Source organism: Chryseobacterium indologenes (assembly GCF_001295265.1).
Lineage (GTDB): Bacteria > Bacteroidota > Bacteroidia > Flavobacteriales > Weeksellaceae > Chryseobacterium > Chryseobacterium indologenes_A.
Genome location: NZ_LJOD01000001.1, coordinates 184,739 through 209,742 on the forward strand (window position 1 = coordinate 184,739; position 25,004 = coordinate 209,742).

Annotated in this window: 16 protein-coding genes; all 16 read right to left on the minus strand. The window is 40.3% G+C overall.

Translation table 11 applies throughout. The features are described from left to right. Positions 1–14: 14 nt before the first annotated feature. Positions 15–305, minus strand: coding sequence for a helix-turn-helix domain-containing protein (locus AOB46_RS00810; protein WP_062696150.1), 291 nt, complete (start codon positions 303–305; stop codon positions 15–17). A gap of 25 nt (positions 306–330) precedes the next feature. Next, positions 331–684 (minus strand): helix-turn-helix domain-containing protein, encoded by a 354-nt coding sequence (locus AOB46_RS00815; protein WP_062696151.1) that lies wholly within the window; start codon positions 682–684, stop codon positions 331–333. 248 nt (positions 685–932) lie between these two features. After that, entirely contained in the window at positions 933–1,778 is an 846-nt protein-coding gene (locus AOB46_RS00820; RefSeq protein ID WP_062696152.1) for an RteC domain-containing protein, read from the minus strand. Positions 1,779–2,195: 417 nt separating this feature from the next. Beyond that, positions 2,196–3,923 (minus strand): sodium:solute symporter family transporter, encoded by a 1,728-nt coding sequence (locus tag AOB46_RS00825; RefSeq protein ID WP_062696153.1) that lies wholly within the window; start codon positions 3,921–3,923, stop codon positions 2,196–2,198. Between the two features lie 3 nt (positions 3,924–3,926). Then, on the minus strand, positions 3,927–5,084 hold the full coding sequence (locus AOB46_RS00830) for an aldose epimerase family protein (RefSeq protein WP_062696154.1): 1,158 nt from the start codon (positions 5,082–5,084) through the stop codon (positions 3,927–3,929). A 27-nt stretch (positions 5,085–5,111) separates the two neighbouring features. Then, positions 5,112–6,608, minus strand: coding sequence for an L-arabinose isomerase (gene araA / locus AOB46_RS00835; protein WP_062696155.1), 1,497 nt, complete (start codon positions 6,606–6,608; stop codon positions 5,112–5,114). Between the two features lie 38 nt (positions 6,609–6,646). Beyond that, complete coding sequence (locus tag AOB46_RS00840; protein ID WP_062696156.1) at positions 6,647–7,357, minus strand: L-ribulose-5-phosphate 4-epimerase; 711 nt, start codon at positions 7,355–7,357, stop codon at positions 6,647–6,649. A 33-nt stretch (positions 7,358–7,390) separates the two neighbouring features. Continuing rightward, positions 7,391–9,091, minus strand: a complete 1,701-nt coding sequence (locus tag AOB46_RS00845) for a ribulokinase (protein WP_062696157.1) — start codon at positions 9,089–9,091, stop codon at positions 7,391–7,393. A 126-nt stretch (positions 9,092–9,217) separates the two neighbouring features. Then, positions 9,218–11,209 (minus strand): alpha-L-arabinofuranosidase C-terminal domain-containing protein, encoded by a 1,992-nt coding sequence (locus AOB46_RS00850; RefSeq protein WP_062696158.1) that lies wholly within the window; start codon positions 11,207–11,209, stop codon positions 9,218–9,220. Between the two features lie 84 nt (positions 11,210–11,293). Next, positions 11,294–14,032: a T9SS type A sorting domain-containing protein gene (locus AOB46_RS00855; protein ID WP_062696159.1), complete on the minus strand. Its 2,739-nt coding sequence runs from the start codon at positions 14,030–14,032 to the stop codon at positions 11,294–11,296. Positions 14,033–14,183: 151 nt separating this feature from the next. Next, positions 14,184–16,706, minus strand: a complete 2,523-nt coding sequence (locus AOB46_RS00860; RefSeq protein ID WP_062696160.1) for a glycosyl hydrolase 115 family protein — start codon at positions 16,704–16,706, stop codon at positions 14,184–14,186. Positions 16,707–16,723: 17 nt separating this feature from the next. Further along, positions 16,724–17,944 carry an SGNH/GDSL hydrolase family protein gene (locus tag AOB46_RS00865; RefSeq protein ID WP_062696765.1) on the minus strand — a complete coding sequence of 407 codons (1,221 nt, stop codon included), beginning with the start codon at positions 17,942–17,944 and terminating at the stop codon, positions 16,724–16,726. 48 nt (positions 17,945–17,992) lie between these two features. Then, complete coding sequence (locus tag AOB46_RS00870; RefSeq protein ID WP_062696161.1) at positions 17,993–19,930, minus strand: glycoside hydrolase family 97 protein; 1,938 nt, start codon at positions 19,928–19,930, stop codon at positions 17,993–17,995. Beyond that, positions 19,927–21,309: a glycoside hydrolase family 43 protein gene (locus AOB46_RS00875; protein WP_062696162.1), complete on the minus strand. Its 1,383-nt coding sequence runs from the start codon at positions 21,307–21,309 to the stop codon at positions 19,927–19,929. Before AOB46_RS00875 ends, AOB46_RS00870 begins: the two co-directional genes overlap by 4 nt. A 248-nt stretch (positions 21,310–21,557) precedes the next feature. Then, positions 21,558–23,999: a TIM-barrel domain-containing protein gene (locus AOB46_RS00885; RefSeq protein WP_062696164.1), complete on the minus strand. Its 2,442-nt coding sequence runs from the start codon at positions 23,997–23,999 to the stop codon at positions 21,558–21,560. A gap of 44 nt (positions 24,000–24,043) precedes the next feature. Next, the gene (locus AOB46_RS00890) at positions 24,044–24,916 is read right to left on the minus strand and encodes an alpha/beta hydrolase (RefSeq protein ID WP_062696165.1); all 873 of its coding nucleotides are present in this window, start codon (positions 24,914–24,916) and stop codon (positions 24,044–24,046) included. Positions 24,917–25,004 lie beyond the last annotated feature (88 nt).

A 25,004-nucleotide genomic window follows, 5' to 3' on the forward strand; every position in this document is an offset into this window, starting at 1 on the left:
TCATTTAGTGGCGTTCATTTTGAAGGCGGATTAAAGCTCTCCCGTATGAACTGATGTACATCAGATAGTTTGTAATACAGCTTTCCACTTATGGTATAATATGGCAATTTGCCGATAGAGCGATACCGTTGCAGGGAACGGTTGCTAATTTTCAGCATTTGCAATAGATCTTGATTGTCGAGCAATTCCTCTCCGTCAACACTGTTGCGTTTCTTTTGCAAATTGTCAATATTGTCGCCCAGCATATCGAGGCGTTCCATTAAGCGATCCATCCACGCCAAAAATTCCATTCTGTCAATATTCATAGAAATATGCTTTTACAGGTTTAACCTATTTTTTATCTGTCTTTAGCTTTCTGCCTTTTTCGATATAGCTTTTGCCTTTTGCCATAAGCTCCTGTATGTACTCATCACTGCTTTGCACTACATTGGCGTTGAGCAAATCTTTAATGGCTCCAATGGTGTAGAAATATTGCCCATAGATTTTTGAATAAGCTATTTCGCCTTTGGTACGCATCCGCCACAAAGTCTTTTCGCTGATGTGCAGATATTGGCATACCTCGTGATTGTTAAGCCACAAATCATCGTAGCTTGTATCGTTTAATCTTTTGAGGTAATCGGCAATTGCATTGATACGGCTGTTAAGCTGTATCCACGCATCCTCTTCAATAGTGATTATTTTCATTGCACAGCATTTAAAGTTCACTACGCAAAATTGCTAAGGGTGGCAGAGTTTGTCTGCCAATGCCAGCCAATTGGTTTGGCGGTTTTTTGAAAATTTTTGCAATTGGCAGAAACCCCTGTGTAATAAGGGTTTTAAAGAATTTTGAAGTGTTTGTTACATCATTTTGCACTCATTTGCCAATTGGCAGATATGGGCAAAAAAAAAACAGCACACGGTGTGTACTGCTTTCAACCAATAGTTGTGTATAGCTAAAGGTCTTTATCCATATATTCTTCCAAAGAAATTTTAAGCTGATCTAAAAATGCCGTTCGTGAGTCTGCACGGGTTTTCATTCTATGGAAAGCGTGGTGTATGTCTTTTAATGGAGTTCGGAACAGGATTTGAAAAATCAAAGCCAGTTTTCGGATGCCAATATTTCCGTGAGAGATGGCATTGGAAACATATAAAGCGTATATGAGTTCGATTAGGGCATTTTGTGAATTTGTCCAAACAATATCTTTGTTGACATCGCCATTCATTAAAACTATATCCGGGTTTTCTTCGGGGTTGATTTTATTAAGCAAATAAGTATAGAGTAATTCATTGGCGACAATATGGGCTATTTTATTATCGTAGTACGTTGAAAAACTAAGATCAATTTCAAAAACTCCGCTGTTTAAACCATCGTAATAATTGATTTTTCCGAGCATGAAATAGCTGTTGTCACGGTCAACTCTTCCTGCACGATAATACCTGTAAAAATAGGTGTCGCAAATACTTTCTTTGTATTCCGATTTAAGAGATTTCAATTCATTCTCATAATAGTTTAGGTGCATTTTACCAGTGTTAAACGGGCAGGTAGTTTCTATACGGAATACTTTGTTATAGTAAATGAGCTTTCCTAAAATCTGCGGTTTGATGTTCTTGAAAAAATCTATTTCCTGATGTTCATTTTCAAATCCGCTCTGTACAACTTTTGCTTTTACGTTTAACAGAATTTCGTTAAGGGATAAGGTCATTTGATAAGCCTCTTCCGCCGTTGGCATCAGTAGTGAAGAAATTTTATCTTCCTGATGCCTTATTTGCGATAATATTTTACTCAATAGGATTTCCATAGTACAATCGGTTTAAAATTATCATAACCTTTCTCCGAATACATCTATTGATGATTTGTCAAAATTTGGAAATAATACTGGAATAAATATCACAGGTTCCCCACAGTGGGGGGATTTTTTCGAGAACTGTTTTATACGGAAAGGATGAAAAAAAGGATAAAGCACCATCGTACTTTATCCTATATTTTTTATATTTGCAGTATTGATTTACAAGGTAATTCAGTGAAAGTAAGCGCAGTGAGCACCATTACTAAATCGTTACCGATTGGATTTTCAATTTTTGTAAACTACTCTTTATTAGCCACTTTGGGCTATATTAATCTTTTTTATAAAAAAATATAAAATTTTAAACAGCTTCAAAATAAAAATAGGATGCTAAAGACGGCATCCTATTTTTTTATTATTCATGGTTCACGTTTACCAAAACCTTACATACAAGGCAGTCAGCAAAAGCAGTGTCAGTACTATCAAAACTAAGGTTCTGTTATCTACTTTAAACATCGTTACATTAATGGCAAAGGCTTTAGGATTAACTTTCGGACCTGCCAGACTAATCAGTATCATGGCAATTATTGTGATAAAAAACGACCATCCCATATTAATCAGGAAAGGAATCTCCGTAATGGTATGCACCGCTCCATTCTCCAGCTTTTCATAGGTAAATGCCGTATACATCCACGTCTCTTTCCCGAAAATTTCTACAGCAAAACTGTTAAAGAATATCGCCAGGACAAAGCCTAAGATAACTCCTACCAAAGCGGCTGTTCCTGTTGTTCTTTTCCAGAACATTCCCAAAAGGAACATGGCAAAAACTCCAGGACTGATAAAGCCTGTATATTTCTGGATAAATGTGAAACCTCCTTCACCACCAATTCCCAAAACATCTGTCCAGGTAAAGGCCAATGCTGCCATCATTGCAATAATAATGACCCAGCGGCCTGTTCTCACCATCTGAATTTCGGTGGCATCTGTTTTAAGATATTTCTTATAAATATCCAGGGTAAAAATGGTTGAAATACTGTTCACTTTTCCTGCCAGTGAAGCTACAATCGCTGCTGTCAATGCTGCAATGGCTAATCCTTTCAGCCCTACAGGTAAGAATCCTAATATTGCAGAGTATGCTCCGTCTTTCACTCCGTTGAATCCCGGAAGGTGTCCTTTGGAATATAAAACATAAGCAGCGATTCCCGGAAGCATTACGATTACAGGCATGAATAATTTCAGGAAACCCGCAAACAGAATTCCTGTTCTTGCCGTTTTCAGATCTGCCCCTAAAGCTCTCTGGGTGATATACTGATTACAGCCCCAATAGTTCAGGTTAACAATCCACTGACCGGCAAAATACATGGCCAAGCCTGGCAACACGACATATTTCTGTACCTCAAGATTCTGAGACATCGCCAACGTAGTTGTGGTTGTTGTTGGTTTTTCAAGAATCAGCTTAAAGTGCTGCGGTGCCTCATTGATCAGGGTATTAAATCCTGCCAGCGCATTTCCTACAGCCGCTCCGTTGATTCTCTGGTCCACAATCTGCAAAGCCATATACACCGTTGCAAAGCCTCCGATAATAAGGACCGCTACCTGGATAACGTCTGTATATCCTATCACTTTCATCCCTCCAAGACCGATCAGAAGGGCCATAAGCAGAAGAGCGATCATAATCCCGTGAAGATGTTCTCCTCCCAGTAAAGTATCGATAGCAAGAGCACCCAGGTAAAGAATGGACGTAAGATTCACGATAACATACAGAAACAGCCAGAATACTGCCATAATCAGCGAAACAGATTTGTTATACCTTCTTTCCAGAAACTGAGGCATGGTATAGATCTTATTCTTAAGATAGATTGGTATAAACCATACTGCAATAACGATGAGTGCGACGGCAGCAATCCATTCGTAAGCGGCAACAGCGATTCCTACAAAGAAACCTTCACCACTCATTCCGATAAACTGCTCAGCGGAAATATTGGAGGCAATTAAGCTGGCTCCGATCGCCCACCAGGTTAAAGATCCTTCCGCAAGGAAATAGTCCTTACTTCCTGTGGATTCAGATTTTTTCTTTTTATAGATCCATAATCCGTAGGAAGCTACCACTACGAAATAGACCAGGAATATGATGATATCAATAGTTGCTAAATTTCCCATAGTTTAGTTTTTAACGGAGAATTTATAGATAGTTTTTGACTGGTATTTCTGTCCGGGCTTCAATTCTGTAGAAGGGAAAGAAGACTGATTTGGCGAATCCGGGAAATGCTGGGTCTCCAGACAAAATCCTGTTCTGAATTCATTTTTGCCCCCTGTTTTGGTATCAAACTTTCCGTCAAGAAAATTTCCGGAATAAAACTGCACACCAGGTTCATCGGTGAAGACTTCCATCAGTCTTCCTGTTCCCTGATGATAAACTTTAGCGATGCTTCTTAGTCCTTTTCCGTTCAGAATCCAGTTATGGTCATACCCTTTTCCTTTTTTCAGCTGATCGTCGTCTGCACCGATATCTTTTCCGATGGGTTTTGACACCGTGAAATCAAAGGGAGTATCTTTTACAGCTTTCTGTTCACCGGTAGGAATCAGGGTTTCATTCACCGGAAGAAAATGATCTGCGTTAATCTGCAACTCATGATCAGTAATGGTTTTCGTAAAATTTCCGGACAGGTTAAAATAAGAATGCTGGGTAAGGTTCACCACTGTAGGCTTATCGGTTTCTGCTTCATAGGAAATTTCCAGAGCATTATCGTCCGTAAGGGTGTAGAAAACAGTTGTTGTGAGCTTTCCCGGATATCCTTCTTCACCGTCTGCACTGGTATATGATAATTTCAGTGTCGGAAATCTTTTATCTTTTACTTCTTCAATATTCCAGAATCTGGTATGAAATCCTTCTTTTCCCCCGTGAAGGCTGTTGGGACCATCATTTTTATCAATTTCGTATGTTTTACCTTCCAGTGAAAATTTTGCATTGGCAATCCTGTTGCCGTATCTTCCGATCAAAGCACCAAAATAATAAGGATTGCCATCGAAATATCCTTCGGGTTTTGTAAAGCCAAGTACCACATCTCCGTATTTCCCGTTTCTGTCCGGGGCGGTTAAAGAAGTGATAATTCCACCGAAGTTGATGACCTCAACTTTCATCCCGTTTTTATTGGTCAATGTGTATTTTTTAATAGAATCGCCTTTTGGCGTAACTCCATAGTCTGACGTATGAATATGCTCCATTTTTCCTGAAATATCCTGTTTGTTATTTTCTTTTCCGCAGCCGAAAATAATTAAAAATAATAAAATAAAAATGCCGATATATGTTATTTTTCCCATAATTATTTACATATTTTTTAATATTATTTAACGATAATACATTTCATTCCAACGAAGTGTATTTTTAAAATCACGCATTCTGGTATCTTCATCAATGACTAATGATTCAATTCCTGCTATCTCAGCAAAATCTTCCAGCTGTTCTGCTGAAATATTTTCACTGTAACATGTATGGTGTGCACCTCCTGCCAGTATCCAGGCTTCTGCGGCCGTATATAAATCAGGAAGAGGTTTCCATAAAACTCTTGCTACCGGAAGCTTTGGCAGCTCTTCTGTGATTTGCAATGCTCTGGTTTTGTTGATGAGTAGTCTGAAATGGTTTCCAAAATCCATCAGGGCAGCGTTCAGGGAATCAATGTTTCCTCTGGAGTTAAAAACAAGGCGAACCGGATCTGCTTTTCCTCCGATTCCCAGGGGATGGATCTCACATGAAGGTTTCCCGGCAGCCAGCACAGGATCTACTTCCAGCATATGAGAGCCTAAAACAGAAGGATTGGAAGGGTCTAAATGATAGGTATAATCTTCCATAAAGGCGTTTCCACCTTCAAGGCCCTGCCCCATTGTTTTCATGGCACGTACGAGTGCTGCGGTTTTCCAGTCTCCTTCGCCTGCAAATCCGTATCCTTTCTGCATCAGGCGCTGTACGGCAATTCCAGGCAGCTGTTCCAGGCCGTGAAGATCTTCAAAAGTATCAGAGAATCCTTTAAATCCACCGTCTTTTAAAAACTTCTCAAGGCCCAATTCAATTTTTGCAGCGGTGTGCAGCGAACTTCTGTTGGCTCCTCCTTCCAAAAGAGAAGCTGCCATGTGATAAGAAGATTCATATTCTTCCATAAGGCTTTTTATTTCTCCCTCACTTACAGAATTGATAACGCCTACAAGATCACCGATTCCCCAGGTATTGACTGAAAAACCGAACTGTGTTTCAGCTTCCACTTTATCTCCTTCTGTAACGGCTACAAATCTCATATTATCTCCAAAGCGTGCAAATTTAGCTCCCTGCCAGTCATCCCATCCGGCAGCAACACGGCTCCAGTCACCGATCTGCTTCTGAACCCTTTCTTCTGACCAGTGCCCTACCACCACTTTTCTGTTCTTCCGCAACCGGCTTACCATAAAACCAAATTCACGGTCCCCGTGAGCGGCCTGGTTAAGATTCATAAAGTCCATATCCATGGCAGACCACGGAATATCTCTGTTGAATTGCGTATGCAGATGCAGAAGAGGTTTCTGTAAAATTTTTAATCCTCTGATCCACATTTTAGCGGGTGAAAAGGTGTGCATCCATGTGATTACCCCTATACAGTTTTCTGCATGATTGGCGGCTGCAATGGTTTCAAATATCTCTTCGGTAGTTTTTACTGTTGGCGTTACAATAATTTTTACCGGGATGAAAGAAGATTTTTCAAGTTCTTCCCCAATTTTTTTTGAGTGGTCTGCTACCTGAGCCAATGTTTCAGGTCCATATAAATGCTGACTTCCTGTGATGAACCAGATTTCTTTGGTATTGAGAGGTGTTAACATAATTTTCTGATCGTTAATAGTTGTTTGTTTTGAAATGTTTAGTGTTTAAATTCCTGTCCGTAATAGGCATTCTTGCCGTGCTTACGTTCATAGTGTTTTTTGATGAGAGAGTCTTTCAGACGTTCTGCATCAGGATTGATCTGTCTTGTGAGATAAGCCATTTCGGCAATGGTTTCCAGCACTTTACTGTTGTAGACTGCTTTTTCTGCATTTTTACCCCAGGTAAACGGGCCGTGATTGCCAATCAGAACCATTTCTACTTCTTCCGGGGAGAGCTGCTTTTCTTTAAAGCATTCGAGAATCTGGATTCCTGTATTGTATTCATAATTTCCCTGGATCAGCTCATCCCGCATGGGTGGAGCGCAGGGAATATCTGTCGTGAGATGGTCTGCATGGGTGGTTCCGAAAACAGGAATATCCATCTGTGCCTGTGCCCACGCTACAGAATAGATCGCATGAGTGTGGGAAATCCCGCCGATATTTTCCCAGTTTTTATACAGGTAAGCATGGGTCTTGGTATCGGAAGAGGGTCTGAGCCGGCCTTCAATGACATTGGCATCAAAGTCTAAAATCACCATGTCTTCCGGCTTTAAAATGTCATAGGGAACACCGCTTGGCTTAATGGCAAAAATGCCTTTATCACGGTCTACAGCACTTACATTCCCAAAGGTATAGACCACCAGCTTCAGGGCATCCAGCTGCATATTCGCTTCGTAACATTCTCTTTGGAGTTCTTTATAGGTATTCATTTTGAGTATCATTCAAAAGGTTAAAATGAAAAATCAGGAATTCTGAAGTTCTTTTCTGTTGTTTTTCAGTTTGGTATTGTATTCTACAAAATCAGCGAGCTTCTGGTATTGCTGCATTAATTCTCCGTAGTGCTGCACTTCTTCGGCTTTGGGTTGGTATTCCGCTTCAAATCCGGAGCCCATTTTCATGCTGGCTTCCTGTACGGTAGGATAAATTCCTGCTGATACGGCCGCATAAACAGCAGCACCCAATGCTGGCGTCTGGTCTGAAGCTGCTACTGCAATCGGCATATCCAGAACATTAGCGAGTGTCTGCATGATAAACGGTGATTTCCTTGCTACTCCTCCGATTCCGATCACTTTATTGATTTTCACACCTTCCTCTTCAAAACGGTCAACGATCTTTTTAGCTCCGAAGCAAATGGCATTGACCAAAGCCTTGAAAATATGAGGTGCTTTTGTTCCTAAAGAAAGATGGCTGACCGCTGCTTTAAGTTCCTGGTCTGCATCCGGTGTCCTTCTTCCGTTTACCCAGTCCAATGCAATCGGAACGCTATCTGAAAGAGGAATTTTTTCTGCTTCAAGGGTTAGTTTTCTGATAAGCTCTGCCTCCATTTCATCTGCCAGCCTGATCTTCTGCTCTTCTGAAATACTTCCGGAATGCATCATAATCTGTTGAACCGGCCACATGAGGATATCTTTATACCATGCCAGCACATCTCCAAAAGCAGACTGTCCTGCTTCAAGACCTATCAGTCCGGGAATTACGGAGCCGTCAACCTGCCCGCAGATTCCTTTTACGGTTGTACCTTCAATAGCTTCTTGTGAGGCCACCATAATATCGCAGGTAGAAGTTCCCATGATCCTGATCAGTGTATTTTCTTCCACCCTGGCTCCTACTGCGCCTGAATGGGCATCAAAAGTCCCTACCGTAATAATGGTTTGGGTTGTAAGACCGGTTTTTGCGGCCCATTCTTCATTCAGATAGCCGGCAATTTCATCAGAAGTATAAGTTTCTTTATATAATTTTGCTCTAAGCTCTCCCAGTGAAGGATCTAGCCTGTTGAGAAATTCTTCAGAAGGCAGGCCATTCCATGATTCATGCCACATGGCTTTATGACCGGCTGCACAGCGGCTTCTTTTGAAAGTGGACAAGTCCTGATGATCTGATAAAAGATAGGTCAGATAATCACAGTGCTCCATCCAGGTATAAGCAGCATTTTTTACCGCTTCATCCACTCTGGTGATGTGTAATATTTTGGCCCAAAACCATTCTGATGAATAAATACCGCCTTCATATTTTGTATAATCTTCCCCACCCCAGGTTCTTGCAAGGGTGTTGATTTCTTCAGCCTCCCGGATAGCGGTATGGTCTTTCCATAAAACCATCATGGCATTGGGATTCTCTTCAAATCCCGGAAGCAAGGCCAGGGCTGTTCCATCATTGGTTACTGGTAACGGTGAAGAGCCTGTAGTATCAATACAAATACTAACGATCTGCTCTGCTGGTATCCCACTTTCTCTTACTACTTCTGAAATGGTTTTCTCCAGACCTTCAATATGATCTGAAGGATGCTGCCTGAAACTGTTAGCTGAGGGATTACAATATCTGCCTTCTTTCCATCTCTGGTAATAACTGACCGAAGAAGTTATTTCGGATCCGTTTTCAGTATCGATAAGTACGGCCCGCACAGAATCTGTACCATAATCCAGCCCGATAACATATTTTTTCATGGTGATGAAACGTTTTTGATTATTGAGATTAATTTCTCCTGATGAGATAAAAACAAATATAAGATTCTATTTTAAATAAATGTAAAAAATACACTTATTTTTCATAATATACTAATTTACAGACAATTAAAGTAAATTAAGCTTTAAAATCACTAAAGAATTGGCAGGAATTTCAGTGGAGATTTTCCCATTTTTGAAGGCAGAAGTCTCTTCTTTAGGTTTCACAGGTTCGGCAGTGAAATTATTTTCACTGGAAAGCTGTGGTGCAGACAGAAATATCTGGGTAAATTTTTTGCCAACCTTCATATTTACAGGATTAATACTGATTTTTTTAGCCTGTAAATCAGTATTGACAATTTTAATAATGATTTCATTCTTATTTATATCCTTGACTGCCGTAGCAAATAAATTTTCCTGTCCTGAAAGAGCTTTTCCTTTATTTTCTATTGTCAGTAAATCTGTTCCTCTATTATTGGAGAATAATTTCTGAACATAATAATTAGGAGTGGCATAGGATTTCAGGTTATTGAACCAGATAAGGTCAGGTGTCCATTGCCAGCCTTCAGCGTGGGCAAAAAGTGGTGCATAAGAAGTCATGTAAACAACATCTGCATTTCTTTCAAGCCCGGTCATGAAAGCGGCTTCTGAAAGTGCTGTCAGCCAGTTATTTTTATTATCAGGCTTCACCACACCTACAGACTGGGCTGCATACTCCCCGGCAAAAACTTTTGGTCCGGAACGGTCGTAGTGGTCATATCTTGCAGCATTTTTCATAAACCAGTCGGGTGAATTGTAATAATGCTCGTCTACAATCTGTGCATTAAGCTGTTTCAGCTCTTTCCAGCCATATTCAAAGAATTCGCCATCAGGTGACGGCCCGCTTCCTGAGATGATCTTAATGTCAGGATATTTTGCATGGATAGCTTTTTCAAACACTTTATAACGTTCGATATAATCCGCTCCCCACTGCTCATTTCCTACTCCGATAAATTTTAAATTGAAAGGTTTGGCGTGTCCCATATCAGCGCGAAGCTTCCCCCATTTTGTTGTTGCTGAATCTCCGTTGGCAAACTCAATCAGGTCCAGGGCATCCTGAACGTACGGATCAAGGTCTTCCATTTTAACGAGTTCTGCCGTATTGAACTGGCATGCCATTCCGCAACTTAGAATAGGAACAGGTTCTGCACCCAGATCTTCGGAAAGCTGGAAATATTCAAAAAATCCTAACCCGAAAGACTGTCCGTAATCCGGTGTAAGTCTGTGCGGAAATCCTGTGCTCCATTTGTTGATGAGGTATCCACGGTCAGCCACATTTCCCACTGTTTTTTTCCACTGATATCTTTCTGCCAGCGTTCTTCCTTCAACAATGCATCCTCCCGGAAACCGTAAGAATCCCGGCTGTAAATCGTATAGTTTTTGCACCAGATCTTTGCGTAATCCTCCTTTTCTGCCTTTCCAGGTATCCTGAGGAAAAAGTGAGATCATATCCATATTCACAACGCCGTTTCCTGTAAACGTAATCTGCAGTCTCGCTTTTTCAACCGTTCGTGGAGATTGTAAAACAGTATTGTATTTTTGCCATCCTTTCTTTCTTATGATTGTGGAAACAGAAGAGATTTCTTTTCCGTTTTCATCAACAAGCCTCGCATTTACCGCTGCAATATTTCCTGAAACATTTTCCAGATCAAAACTGAAATCATACTGTTCTCCCAGATGAAGACCGATTCCCCTGAATCCTTCATTTTCCAGAATATAATTTTTATCATTCAGAACAGTAATTCGTGCATAATTTTTATTGGTTTTGGCAGGGTCGGAATAAAAGGTCAGAAATCCGGAATCAAGATTTTGGGAAAGCGTTTTTGTATGGGGTTGTTTCCATCCTGTAAAGGGTTCATCAAATTCAAAACTCCGGTTTTTAATCAGTTCAGCATATATTCCTCCGTCTGCTGCAAAATTGATATCTTCAAAGAAAATCCCATACATGGTGGGCTGTATTTTAATATTGGCAGGGTTTTCTTTCAGATCAAGATGATAGGTCCGGATGGCATTATTCTGCGCCGAAAAGAAAGCAGCACTGAGAGAAATAGCAATGGAGAATATTCTGTTTTTTGTAGCCATTAAAATTTATTTTATAAAATCATGATTATTTAAATAAGCGAAAGCCATCATAACCCATATTTTACGATGGCTTTATATTTAATTTTATTCTTTGACAAATTTTTGCTTTAGTACTGTATTATTTTTATAAGTAACCTCAACGAAGTAAATTCCGGCCGGAAAGTCTGCCACATTAATATGGTTTTTCCCTGAATTTATCTTCAGGCCGGATGCAATGACACTTCCTTTTCCATCAAAAATGGCCACAGAGGCTTCTGAAAAATCACAATCGATAAAAAGATCTGCTTTTAATGGATTCGGATATATTTTAACCTGCTCTTTTTTCGTCTCAACAAGAATATTCCTGGCGCTTAACGATCCAAAGTTTAAAGGAAGAACACTGGCAAAATATGCATTTTCTTCTGAAAGATAAGCTTTGAAAGAGGTAATTACAGGCTCACTTCCGGCAGTTACTTTATAAAAGCCTGTTACTCCGTTTTCGGTTTTGAGGATGTAGCCTCCGGCAGGAACTTTGATGCTCTGATAAACTCCGTTCATCTGGCCAACAGTGATTGCTTTGGGGGTGGAAACATTACCCGAACCGTTGAAAGTAATGTTCCCTGTAGCATTGATGAGTACCGGGGTATTCGCAGGAATGGTTCCGTTTGAAATTGCGTTACAGCTGATGCTGTTGGGTCCGGCAGACATCAGATAAGCAGTAACTCCTGACGGTATATTAGCCTGAAATGGCAGGATCAGCACATCATAACCATTGAATGTACGGCTGTAAGAAGCGTTACCGGCTGTAAAATTGAAAGGCACCTGAAAATCCATCCCCTGACCGGAAAGGACAAGATTTGAACATGCAGTTCCTGAGATCACATTACTGGCCGATGAATTTATATTTGAATTGATGTAATAAATACTGTTAGTATTGGCGCTCATAGGCTGCCAGTTATTAGAAGGGGTAATGCCGGCAGCATTTCTAAAGTCTACAGAGGTATAATAGCCGTTTTCCAGGGCATCCATCAGATAGCTGTCACTTGCGGAATAGGTTCCCCCGAATTTTGATGCATTTTCATTTCCTACATTGAAATAAACATCTCCGAGATTCAGGGTCAGTACAGAACTGTAATTGGAATTCCTCAATCCTAAAATTCCTTTGCATCCGTCTGTAAGCACCTGTCTTGAAATATCGAATGTCATATCAAAATTTCCTCCCTGGGGAAAATTGATTCTGCCATAATTATAAGATTTCGTTATCCCCTGACTATTGATATAGTATAAAGTTGTATTGTCCGAATAGCTTTGTCCCGCTGTAGTATAACTGTTTACATGCAGAATCAGCTTATTGTATCTGTCGTTAAGCTGAAGATATCCGTTAGCCTGATTCATATTATTACTGATGAGAGGGCTTGGATTGGAGAACGTTACGGTGGTATTGCTGATATTGAATCCTGTGCCAAATGCTGTACTGGTAGCTGTCTGGGTTTCAATTTTATTGTAATGAATATCACCACCTGTCATCAGAGAAGCAGGTCGGTCACCACTTTTATTAAAAACAAAGGTCATGATACTGGAAGGACTGATATCAGCAACAGGCCGGAATGTTGGTGAACTGAAAGAAACCGGTGTGCTGACCATATTGGATTGTGCATTGGTAAGGACTTTTGTACCTGAAGTAGTGTAAAAAGGGAGATCAACCTTTAAGCTATAGGCATTCTGAGAAGAATTAATGACCATAAGTACAACCTGATTTTCATCCTGGGAAATATAGGAGGAGCCTTGTAAAACTCCGCTTTTATCATCCCATATTGCCTCTATTCTCGTTTTTCCTGTTGTATATTTGGCATAATGTGAAAGGATATAGCCTCTTTTGGTCATGACACCTGCGGGAGTTCCATAAGTTCCGTCCCCCATTAAACCGTAATACCGTTTGGCTGAGTAATGAATCCAGGCATTGATATTTCCCAATAACGCATTGTTGACACTACCGGCAAAATTAAATGCATCGGCATTCCAGCTGAAATCACGGGCAGGCTGGGAAGATGAAGAATTCCAGTTGATCAGATATTCTGTCTGCCAGAGTTCTTTGTTGTAATTCTGGAATTGCTTGTACACAGACTGGATAAGACCATACTGATGTCCTCCATACACTTCAAAATTGGCCATTGCCGCAGGATCCAGCATAGCGCTGGCGAAATTATCCGTAAATCCCACGCTTTCCGGAGCAATAACCTTACAGTTGATTAGATGTCCATAATTTTTTACAAATGTGGTAATTTGAGCCGGTGTCCAGATGCATCCCTGGTACTGGGCCATCTCATCCGGTTCATTCTGAATGGAGATATAATCAAGATCTACTCCATTGTTCTGGAGATAGGTCACAAAGCTGTTAAGATAAAGGGCATAATCCTGGTAATTTTCCGGTTTTAAATATCCGATCTGCTGTACTCCGTTAGCATCAGTATACACTGCATTGACATGGTTATTGGTTTTCCAGGCTGCAGGCATTGTCCACGGTGAGGCGAAAATGGTAAGCCCCATAGATTTGGCAAGCTGTGCTGTAGCCAGTACTGAGCTCCAGTTGCTGCTGTTCTCGGGAATATACAATCTCATAATATTATACCCGCCTTCACTGGAAGGCCCCCAAAGGGTCTGAATCTCTGATGTAGACATATGATTATAGGCAAACTGAGGACTGCAGACAAATCCACCAAATCCTCTTATTTTCTGATAAGTAATATTCTTGTCAATTTTCACCGTAGTAAGCTGGGCCTGCAGCATACCACTGAACAACAAGCACATATAATAAATACTAAAAAGGCTTAAAAGTTTTTTCATAATGTTCCGGTTTTAATTTTTATGATTTTGGGTGTATGGAATAAGAGCATTAAGTTGTTTACCAATTATCTGCTCTTTATTTTGGAACTGTATTCAAGGATTAAGATTATTGTTTCATGATTAAAGTTGCCTGCTATTACTATTTGGTCATTCAATGAAGCATTTCACTTTGCGGAGCTCCCAGATAAGAAGGTTTTAAGCCTCCGGTATTAATCAGGAGTTTTTCCAGTACAATGCCCGGTTCGAGTACTCTGAAACGTAACGTATGTTTTCCTGCCTGCGGAACCGAATGTTTTGTAACGGATTTAATAATATGTTCAGACTGCCATCTTCCCAATTCTCCTTTGTAATGGCCATTGAAGTTGACAATTTGAGGAGTTTCGTTGTCAAAAGAAATTTCATAGCGGAGGCCTTTATTGTGGTTAAAATTTAAAGTAGGGGCTAATAATAATTGAACTTCAAACTCGCCTTTGGATTCGAAGTTTATATCATATTCCAGCCAGATATTTTCATCGCTTTTAGGATACGCATTCTGTGGAAAGGTTGTCACTCCGGATTTTGTTTTTCCGAAATCAGGAATCACTTCCCAATGGATCCGGTCAGATTTGCTCATTCTTGCAAAATTTTCTGCCTCAATGGAAACATACCCATTTTTTTCTTGAAATATCTTTTCTTTGGGAACCTCAGCATCAGAAATGTAAGTAACTTCAGGCATTATATTTTCTTTTCCGTCTGCCCAGCTTTTGTATCCAATCCTCATCTGATCCATCATATGCTTCCATTTTCCACCGGCAATCACATTATTGTATTGATTATCCAGATAAGTGTTTCTTTCAAAACATGCCTTCACTTTATCTGCGTAGAAATTGGCTCCCGGATCTTTTTTCGCTGCCAGTTCCCTGTTTTTTGCCACCGCATAATACATTTCGTACAAATTACTGCATGCATCAATCGGATACAGAACCAACTGATAATAGGCATCCTGATATTCTGCCGGAATCTGCTCTTTTAACCGTAAAGCTTCTACGGCCAATGCTCTGTAATCATTTAAAACCGTTTCAAATTCATGGTAATTTTCAAGGCTGTACGTTTTACTATCAAGTGTTTCAGGGGTTACTCTTCTGTTGTATTTGGCATACAGATTAATCATCCTCGCAATTTCCGTAGTGTGTTTTGCACCAAACTGCTGAGCAGCCCATTTCTCAGTATATTCCAAAAGGTTTTTAGCATTAAACTGCTTCGGATTCCAGGCCATTTCCAGGAAAAAACTGATGGGAAACTCCATAGGTTTTAAATCTCCTACATTCACGACCCAAAGCTTATCTACTTTATGTTCATAGGAAAGATTCATCTGTTCCCATACTCTCTGGATGGGACTTATGTTAATCCATTTGGAGTTTCTCGGGCCACCTACATAATCAAAATGGTAATAGATTCCATAGCCTCCTTTATGCAAAGGTTTTGAGAGGTCCGGAAGCTTTCTTACATTTCCCCAGTTATCATCACAGAACAGCAGGATCACATCATCCGGAACCCTCATTCCTTTATCATAATAGTCCTGAACTTCTTTATACAATGCCCAGACCTGAGGAGTTTTCTCTGCTTTTTTACCTGTAACATCAGCCATGATTTTACGCTGATCTTTTACAATTTTTTCCAGCAGGGAAATATTGGTTCCCTCTCCCATCGCTTCGTCACCATCACCACGCATTCCCACTGTTATGAGTTTTTCCCAGTTTTTGCTTCTCTCGAGTCCGGATTTCCAGAATTTTTGTAAAACCTCCGCATTTTTAGCATAATCCCAGACATTCGGAAGGTTATTTTTTTTGATATACCTGTGCCAGTCGGTTTGTGCCAAAGCCATAGGCTCATGGTGGGAAGTTCCCATCACAATACCCATTTCATTTGCTAAAGGCCCGCTCAGAGCATCATCGTCATAGAATGCTTTCCCCCACATTGCCGGCCAGATATAGTTTCCTTTAAGGCGCAGGATCAGTTCAAAAACTTTTTCGTAAAATTTAGAATTAATTCCGCCAAAAGTTGCTCTTGCCCAGCCTCCCAACGAAGGTTCTTCATCGTTAAGGAAAATACCGCGATACTCTACAGCGGGCTCGCCTTCTGTGTAAATTCCTTTTTTAAAGTATACATTATCTTTTTTCTCAACCGGAACGTCAGCCCAGTAATACCATGGTGAAACACCTATCTGCTGAGACATTTCATAAATTCCGTAAATCGTTCCCCTTTTATCGCTTCCTGCAATCACAATGGCTTCAGAAACGCCCGGAAAAGGATTGCTGACATTCTGAATGATATATTTTTCTTTTTTCCCTGCTAATGCTTTTCCATCCAGCTTTTTTTGCCGAATTAAATCATCAAGGGTTTTGCTTTTACCTGCTTCACCAATAATGATGATCATTCCGTTCAAGCCAGAGTTTTGAGAAATAAGATGAGGCTGAACACCGGTTACTTTTTGAAAATCGAATTGAAGATTCGCAACAGCGCGCAGAATTCCTTTGTCCGAATCACTGTCTGAAAACAGCATCAAACCTGAATTGTGCTCTTTCAATACCACCGAATTTTCTATCTTAGCAAAAGAAATAAAAGGTTCGGCTGCTTTTACAAAAAATATAAACAACAACGTAAGAAACAACGAAATGTTTTTTGTAAAATTCATACTATATCTTTTTGATTTTAATTTTTAAATAAGTTCAGATCCACAAATTCTCCCATTCTTCTGTAGCCGGCTTCATTAGGGTGAAGAAAATCATGATCGTGCCTATCGTTTAAGATGACTTCCGGATTTTCACTTTGCATTTGTTTTGCAAAATCGATGACGGCATCAAACTTTCCGCTGTTCCTGATCCAGTCGTTTACTTTTTTCCAGGCCTCGATACGGAAAGGTTTGTCATAAAATGACTTTCCGAAAGGAAGAATCGTTGCTCCGTAGACTTTGATTCCGTTAACATGTGCCTTATCAATCATCACCTGATATGCGGCAATCAGTTCTTCTGTTCTTTTGGAAGCGTCATCAGGATCTCTTGTTCCTCCCAGATCATTCACTCCTTCCAGAATGATCAGCCATTTTACGCCCTGCTGATTGAGGATGTTATAATCGAAACGGTCTAATGCCGTAGGGCCTAAACCACCGCGCACCACACAATTACCTCCAATCCCGAAATTAAGGACACTTACATTCCCGGTAGAAGGATTAGCCAATAACCGCTGCGAAAAAATATCCGGCCAGCGATTCTGCCTGTTGGTTCCCGATCCTCTTCCGTCGGTAATGGAATTCCCCATAATAGCCACCGCATACGAAGGTTCACCGGTCTTTACATCGATGTTAAAAAGCGAATACCAATGATCTGTTTTTACAGGATTTTTAAATACTGCAGCATTGGCCTGCTCACCTTTAACAATAAAAGAGGTTGTTCTTGAACCCGGATGCCCGGTGACAGATTGGGTTACTTTTGCGTAGGAAATTGTAATGGCCAGCAACGAATTAGGCTTCAGGTTAAAGTTCACTTCATCGGAATAAATATCAGATCCGGGAGCAATTTTAAAATTATTTTTCTTCTCAAACGTTAATGATCTGATGGTAGCTGCATCCACATTCCTGCTATCGGACGGCACTGCAATAGAAACGGCTTTTACTGCAAGGCTGTCTGCAGAGTACCTGTTGGAAAAACGTAACCGCAATTTTTTCCCACCCACAGATACACGCACAATCTGACGTATGGTGTTCCCCGAAAGTCCCGGTTCCGGTGGAAGGTTTTTAGGTTCCACCAATTGGGGAGCCGTTGCCCAGGTAGTGAGCCATTGGTCTTTGGAAGACTGCTTTTCCAGACTCTGTGAGGAAGAGCAGGAAACCAAAAATCCCGAAATGATAAAGATGTATAGGTTTATGAAGCGCATTTTTTCTGTTTTTCTTTTTCTCAAACTCTCTGAATACCCGATCAATCCTTAGTTTTTCAATACAAATCCTCCGTTCGGCTGAATTTCAATCGTAAAATCACCTTTTGCATTCACTTTTACTTCTTTCTCTGATGTGTTTCCTTTTGCATCATCATTGATAAGTTTTACGGTTTTTCCGGCGAACATCGGGAGCTTTATTTTCACCTTTTTAGATTGTTTTTCAGCATTCACACCAGCGGCATACCAGTGATCATCCTGTTTTCTCGCAATCACTGTATATTTACCGGGATAGCCGTCTATGAAGATGGTTTCATCCCAAAGTGTCGGAACTTCTTTCATAAAATCCAGCTGAAACTTCGGAGCATCGGTAAGATTGTTCGGCATTATAGCAAACATCTGAACAGGATTTTGAAACAGGACTGCTGTAGCCAGCTGAAATCCGTCCGTGGTATGCCTTTTATTTTTGTCTCTGTTGGATTCTGTTAAATATGTATTGAGGAAAGTGCCTCCGAATTCCATACTTCCCACTGTATTTCTGATGAAAGGATGAAGTGTGGCAAAAAAAGCTTCCTGTTTCCGTACATCTTCTGAGAAATAGAGCATTTCTGAGGCAAGAACGGCCTCGCTTCCTGCATAATTCGGGTACATTATTTCCCAGCCTCTCGGTAAAGTAGCTCCATGGAAAATAATGGTTAGTCCAAAATCATTGGCATCCGAAAGAATTTCTTCGTAAAGACGCATGGTTTCCTGTTTGTCTCCTCCGAAGAAATCCACTTTCAGTCCTTTTACACCTGCTTCTTTCAGCCATTTCATTTCTTTTTTCCGTTCAACGGATGAATTCATTTTGTTTCTAGGTCCCATCGGTGCGTCATTGGCTGCTCCGTTGGAATTATACCAAAGTAATACCCCGACATTTTTAGATTTTGCATATTGAATAAGCTCTTTCATGCGGTCTTTACCTATATTTTTATCCCAAAGCGCATCGATAAGAATAAACTGATATTTCAGTGCAGCAGCAAGGTCTATGAATTTCACCTGATCATCATAATTCATACTGTTATCCTGCCAAAGAATCCAGCTCCAGGTAGATTTTCCGAACTGATAATTTTGTGAAGGCTCATACATCGGATCTACCACATCAAAAGGAATCGTGGTCTCCACAATAGGTTTTAAAGAATTCCCCACTGTAATTGTTCTCCACGGTGTTTTTCCAGGAAGAGAAACAGCTGCTCCGGTACTTCCGAAGCCGTTATTTTCAGCAATATTCGGATACGCTACTTTGTAAAGATTTTTTTCTGCTGTGGTTTCAAGGTGTGAAGCACAATACGTACTGTTCACTCCTGTCTCGGAAAGCAATACCCACCCCTCATTTCCGATATGGAAAAGACCAGGGAAAACGTATCCATAATCGGATGGTATTCCCAGCTCAGCATCTGCTTTATAACCACTTTCATAACTTGGTGCTGTGCGGGCAAATCCCGTCATCGGCTTCATCATAGGTGAAAGAAAAGTAGTCGTCTGTGACGGGAACCTGTACCCTGTGGTTTCTGACTGTACCACAACGCTCAGCCGTTCTTTCATTGGTGGAATATTGTAGCGGAAAACAATATTATTGTTACTCACCTGAAATTCGATGCTGATCTGATGCTGGTCTGCATTGATGAAATGGACGGCTAATGTATTGGCGTTATACTCAATATTGGATTTTTTGATTTTTCTGTTCGTATATTTCTTAGAAACGATATCCTTTTTGCTGTCCACAAATTTCAGATCCTTTGAAAAATCGGGCTCGTTGGTTACCAGGCCCAGCGGGGATTTTTCAAGCATTGTTTTTCCCTGAAGGATAACATTATACGATGCTTTTCCCTCTTCTGAAAAAACTTGAAGCTTCAGGTGTCCGTCCGGACTTGAAATCTCTGCTACCTGTGCAAAGCTTTTGCTGATCAGGAACAGGCTGAATACGATATATAAAACTTTTTTTCTCATAACTCATTATTTTCAAGAAAGGTCCAGTAATCAAAGTACATAATATCTGTTGAAGCTTTTCCATTGAATACAAAATACAGGTCATGAATTCCGGTAATGTTTTCAGTAACCTGAACTTTTACTGTTTCCCAACGGTCATCTCCACCCGTCATCGGAACCTTTACCGTTGCGGCAACCGGTCCGTTCACAGCATCCAGATGAATGGTCATTGTGACGTCACTGTTATGGGTAGTTCCTACTCTTGCAGAAAAAGAACTAGCTCCTTTTTTCCGGAAATCTACATTCTTTACACTGGTATACGCCCCATTTTTCTTGGCTTTGATGAAAACACCAGCCTCTTTATTCTGATAGGATTTTACATTTTCCGACCATGCAATCATTTCAGCCTGATTGAACGAATAAGGATTAACTGCTGCGATAGCTTTTGTAATTCCGTTAGTCATTTTAAATGGCGAAATAGAACCGTCTTTATTGAATGTAAGCTCTTCCAGACTTACTGATCTTGTAAACCCGCTTCCACCTGGCAATGCACCATTGTGATAAAAGAAATAGGTTTTTCCTCGAAAGTCTATTACACCAGGGTGATTGGTGAATGATTTTCCTTCGGTAGGCATGATAATTCCTCCATATTTCCAGGGTCCCTGTGCTGTTTTACCTGTAGAATATCCTATGAATTCAGGAAGCGGACCACCCGGCCAGAAAAGATAATACAGGCTTTTCCTTTTGTACAGCCACGGGCCTTCCTCATATTTTGTGGGTCTTTCCGGGTTAGGTTTTCCGTCCCTTTTTCCAAATGACTCTTCGGTCATCGGAACTTCTGTAATATTCCCGGAATAGGAGATCATATCTTCATTCAGCTTTACGTATTTTAATTTAGGATTTCCCCAATACATATGAGCCTGTCCGTCATCATCCACAAAAACGGTGGGATCAATATCTCCCCATTCGCTCTGAACGAGAGGTTTTCCCAGCGGATCATGAAAAGGTCCAAGCGGACTATCGCCAACGGCAACCCCTATAGCGCCTTTGTTATTTGTTTTAGACCACATCGGAACGTATAAAAAAAACTTTCCGTTTCTTTCTACACATTGTGCGGCCCAGGCATCGCGTTTTGCCCAGTCGAAATCTTTATACGAAAGAATTGTTCCGTGGTCTGTCCAGTTGACCATATCATTGGTGGAATACACTTTCCAGTCGTTCATGGTAAACCAGGTGGAATCGTCTTCATCGTGTGTGGTATACACGTACAGCCTGTCATTGTACACCATTGGTGCCGGGTCTGCAGTATAACTGGTCTGAATAATAGGATTCTGCGCAGAAATACCAATCCCTGCCAACAGAAAAAAAAGTATACTATATTTTAAGTTTCGTTGATTCATATTATAATCTTATTATTTGAGTGAAATGAATTTATAAGAAGTGAATTAACTCCCGCCTTTCCGTGCCCTTCAGTTGCCATGCCTAAGTCAAGCTTCTCCAGCGAGACGACTGACCGGGCTTTGGAAGCAGTAAAGGAAAACAAGGTAATTCCTGCCATTAAAAATGTATTCTTCAACATGATTTTAAACCGATTTATTAAGCTTCATTCATCAAAAGACAAACATAAATTATAGTCAATATTTTAAGTTTATTTAAAAAGGATATCTGTTTTTTCCCCGGAATAACTCACTGTTTTCTGCCGGCCATCAGGGAGAATCAGATTAAAGCTTCTTGCCTCAATCATTCCTTTATATTTACCTTTTCGGGCATTTATCGTCAGGGTTTTTGATTTTTCGTTCCAGTGAAAAGGTATTTCTGTATAGGCTCCTTTTTCGTAATTATAATTATCGAATTCATCTTCATATAAAATGAAATTGGTATCGCTTCCCGGATAAATTTTTATGGTAAGATGGTCCCATTTTTTTTCAGTTGCATATTGTACATCAGGCCCCAACGGAATGATGCTTCCTGCTTTTACATACAAAGGAATACTCTGAAGATTAACAGATTTCTGAATTTCCTTCCCTCCGCTGTATTTTTCATTGGTCCAGAAATCAAACCAATCTGCTCCTTCCGGAAGGTAAACTTTCACGCTTTTGTTTTGGGTAAAATCTATATTTGAAACTGAATTATCTTTATTGCTTCCGGTTTCATTCCAGCCTTCATTTTCATTGGTTTTAACTGTCTTTTCAGGGGTATATTGGGCATTGAGAACCGGCACCACCAGCAATGATTTTCCAAAAAGATATTCGTTATTCATATCCCATGTTTTTCTGTCTGAAGGAAAGTCCATGGAAAGGGCTCTCATAAAGCTTGACCCATTTTTTGAAACATCATGGGAAACAGAATAGATATACGGTAACATACTGTAACGCAGCCTGATGAATTTTCCTATCGCATCATAAACAACGTCTCCTTTATTCCCAAACTGATAAATTTCTCTCGCAACATCGGTTCCATGTGAACGCATCATCGGAGTAAAGGTTCCGTATTGCAGCCATCGGACATACAATTCCTGGAACATTGGATTATTTGAGCCTCCATTTCTTTTATAAAAACCGGCAAAGAAACCGCCTATGTCAGAGTTGAAATTAGGATTTCCGGTAAGGCTGAAATTCAATCCTGCCGGTACCTGATTTCGCAATGACTCCCAGGAAGAATTGACATCTCCGGACCATGTATTGGCTGCATATCTCTGCTGGCCAGCAAACGCTGACCTTGTTAAGATAAAAACCCTTTTATCATTGGTGGTTTCACGCTGATGGTCATAAACACCGCCTACTGTCATCAGCGGATAAGCATTTCTTACTTTTCTGAATGAGCCAAGGTAGGTTTTAGTGTCCAGATCTTCCGCTTTCTGGCTGAGATGATCGGGTTCTGTTGAGTCCATCCACCAGGAATCCACTCCCAGACTGAAAATACCTTTGTTTAAGTATTTCCAGTATATATTTCTGGCTTCAGGATTGTACGCATCATAAACACGGACACCTGAAGGATAATTCATATCCGGAGGCCAGACATCACGGCCTGATTCAGGCCACGTGCTGATATTGAAAAGCATACCTTTTGAATCCATTTCACGGTACTGCTTGGTCATTGGCCCGAATGACGACCAGATGGAAACCGAAAGATGGGCATTCAAGCCATGGATCTCCTGTATCATTTTTTTAGCATCCGGAAAATCGGGACTGATGAAATCCATGGCGTTCCACTGGTAATTATTTCCCCAGTATTGCCAATCCTGTATGATTCCGTCTAAAGGAACTTTCAGGTCACGGTATTTTTTAACCACCTCTGTCAGCTCATTCTGGCTTTTATAACGTTCTTTGCTTTGCCAGTAGCCATATGTCCATAAAGGAAGCATGGGGACAGATCCTGTAAGATCACGCATACCGGCAACTACTCCATCTGCATTTTTACCGTAGATAAAATAATAATCAATACCGTCTCCCACTTCAGATGAGAAGGAGGTTTTCTGAGGTGTATCCGTAAATTGTGTCGGTGAATAGTTGTCCCAAAAGATGCCATATCCTTTTACAGACTGAAAAAAAGGTACAAAATCCCAGGTATTATTCTGAATCATTTTTATATCAATATTCCGCTGGGACATTTTCCCGTTTTGCAGAATCCCCAGTCCGTAAATAGGTTCGCCTTTTTCAAGCTGAAAATCCTGTCTTACAGAATAGGTCTGCGTTCCGGCATCATTAAATGGTTTGAAATCATTTGCGGTTTCTTTCAAAAGCTCTTTTCCGGATGGCAATGTATAAGTGATCGCTCCATTTTTAGTATTAATGGAAAGCAGAAGGTCATTTGTTTTTAATGAAATAACATTATTTTTTTCTGAAACTGAGAATTTGATTTTCTGCTCCTGTTTAATGACCGACAGACTATTTTTGACAAATAATCTGTCTGCGGGATATTTAATAACCCTAACTGTATTTTCTCCATACAATTTTATTTCAACAGCCATATTTCCTGCGGAAAAGCTTAATCCGGAATCTGTTTTCCTGTAGGACTGTGCATAGGTATTTCCCGCTAGTATTACGCCCGTGATGATGAATACTTTATTGGTTATTTTGTTGAAATTCATTGTTTATGGATTATGGTGAGATCAAGTTTTAAAGTAATTCGTATTTATTCTGATTTTAGAATAAGGTTAACTTCTTCTTGTTTTACTGGTTTGAAAAGCAGTTGTGAAAACAGGTACAGATCATTCTTCCAGACTTTGAAATCGTGACCGCCCGGCTCTACATAAAAAATATGTGGGATCTTGTTTTCTGTAAGATAGTCGCTTGTTCTTTTACTGAACGGCATCAGTCTGTCCTGGTCTCCGCATGAAATCCAGAGAAGCTTTAATTGTTTAGCTTTGGATGGATCAGGAAGAAGCTGTTGAGGCTCTTTGGTATTCGGAGCAGCAGAAAAGGCACCTACCCAGGCGAACCTGTCAGTATTTCCCAATCCGAAATTCAGTGTCTGTCCGCCTCCCATGGAAAGCCCGGCAATGGCTCTGTCATTTCTATCTTTTTTGACAGGGTATTTTTTTTCAATAAAGGGAATAAGATCATTCAACAGGTCTTTCTCAAATGTTGCAAAAGCCTCCACTTTATCTTTTGCCATGATATCGCCGGTTGCTCTATCATCTTTCATTGCCCTTCCGTTGGGCAGCACTACGATCATTGGAATAAGCTTTCCTTTGGCATACAGATTATCTAAAATAATTTGCGGGGTTCCGTTTCTTAACCATTCTTTTTCATCTCCGCCAATGCCGTGAAGAAGGTAAAGAACAGGATATTTTTCACTTTTTTTGAAACCCGGCGGTGTGTAAACCAAAACTTTTCTTGTTGTTCCAACAGTTTTTGACGGATATTGAATCGTGTCAATTTTTCCGTGGAAAATAGCAGAGTTTTCCACGTCGAAACCCTGCGGCGCCTGTTTGTCAAAAGTTTGTCCGGAAACAAATATTCCTGACAAAACAAGTCCTAAAGCCCATATAACTGATTTATTCATAATTTTTATTTGTATTTTTAACACTTATTATTTCAGATAAAAAAATAACAGCGTATTATTTTACTTAACTGTTTACAGCAGATTTTTC

Coding starts and splice junctions, on each gene's coding strand:
- araA (WP_062696155.1), bottom strand. CDS start 6,608: ATGTTAACACCTCTCAATACCAAAGAAATCTGGTTCATCACAGGAAGT.
- AOB46_RS00820 (WP_062696152.1), bottom strand. CDS start 1,778: ATGGAAATCCTATTGAGTAAAATATTATCGCAAATAAGGCATCAGGAA.
- AOB46_RS00825 (WP_062696153.1), bottom strand. CDS start 3,923: ATGGGAAATTTAGCAACTATTGATATCATCATATTCCTGGTCTATTTC.
- AOB46_RS00865 (WP_062696765.1), bottom strand. CDS start 17,944: ATGCGCTTCATAAACCTATACATCTTTATCATTTCGGGATTTTTGGTT.
- AOB46_RS00860 (WP_062696160.1), bottom strand. CDS start 16,706: ATGAATTTTACAAAAAACATTTCGTTGTTTCTTACGTTGTTGTTTATA.
- AOB46_RS00810 (WP_062696150.1), bottom strand. CDS start 305: ATGAATATTGACAGAATGGAATTTTTGGCGTGGATGGATCGCTTAATG.
- AOB46_RS00890 (WP_062696165.1), bottom strand. CDS start 24,916: ATGAATAAATCAGTTATATGGGCTTTAGGACTTGTTTTGTCAGGAATA.
- AOB46_RS00870 (WP_062696161.1), bottom strand. CDS start 19,930: ATGAGAAAAAAAGTTTTATATATCGTATTCAGCCTGTTCCTGATCAGC.
- AOB46_RS00840 (WP_062696156.1), bottom strand. CDS start 7,357: ATGAATACCTATAAAGAACTCCAAAGAGAATGTTACGAAGCGAATATG.
- AOB46_RS00845 (WP_062696157.1), bottom strand. CDS start 9,091: ATGAAAAAATATGTTATCGGGCTGGATTATGGTACAGATTCTGTGCGG.
- AOB46_RS00885 (WP_062696164.1), bottom strand. CDS start 23,999: ATGAATTTCAACAAAATAACCAATAAAGTATTCATCATCACGGGCGTA.
- AOB46_RS00850 (WP_062696158.1), bottom strand. CDS start 11,209: ATGGCTACAAAAAACAGAATATTCTCCATTGCTATTTCTCTCAGTGCT.
- AOB46_RS00855 (WP_062696159.1), bottom strand. CDS start 14,032: ATGAAAAAACTTTTAAGCCTTTTTAGTATTTATTATATGTGCTTGTTG.
- AOB46_RS00875 (WP_062696162.1), bottom strand. CDS start 21,309: ATGAATCAACGAAACTTAAAATATAGTATACTTTTTTTTCTGTTGGCA.
- AOB46_RS00830 (WP_062696154.1), bottom strand. CDS start 5,084: ATGGGAAAAATAACATATATCGGCATTTTTATTTTATTATTTTTAATT.
- AOB46_RS00815 (WP_062696151.1), bottom strand. CDS start 684: ATGAAAATAATCACTATTGAAGAGGATGCGTGGATACAGCTTAACAGC.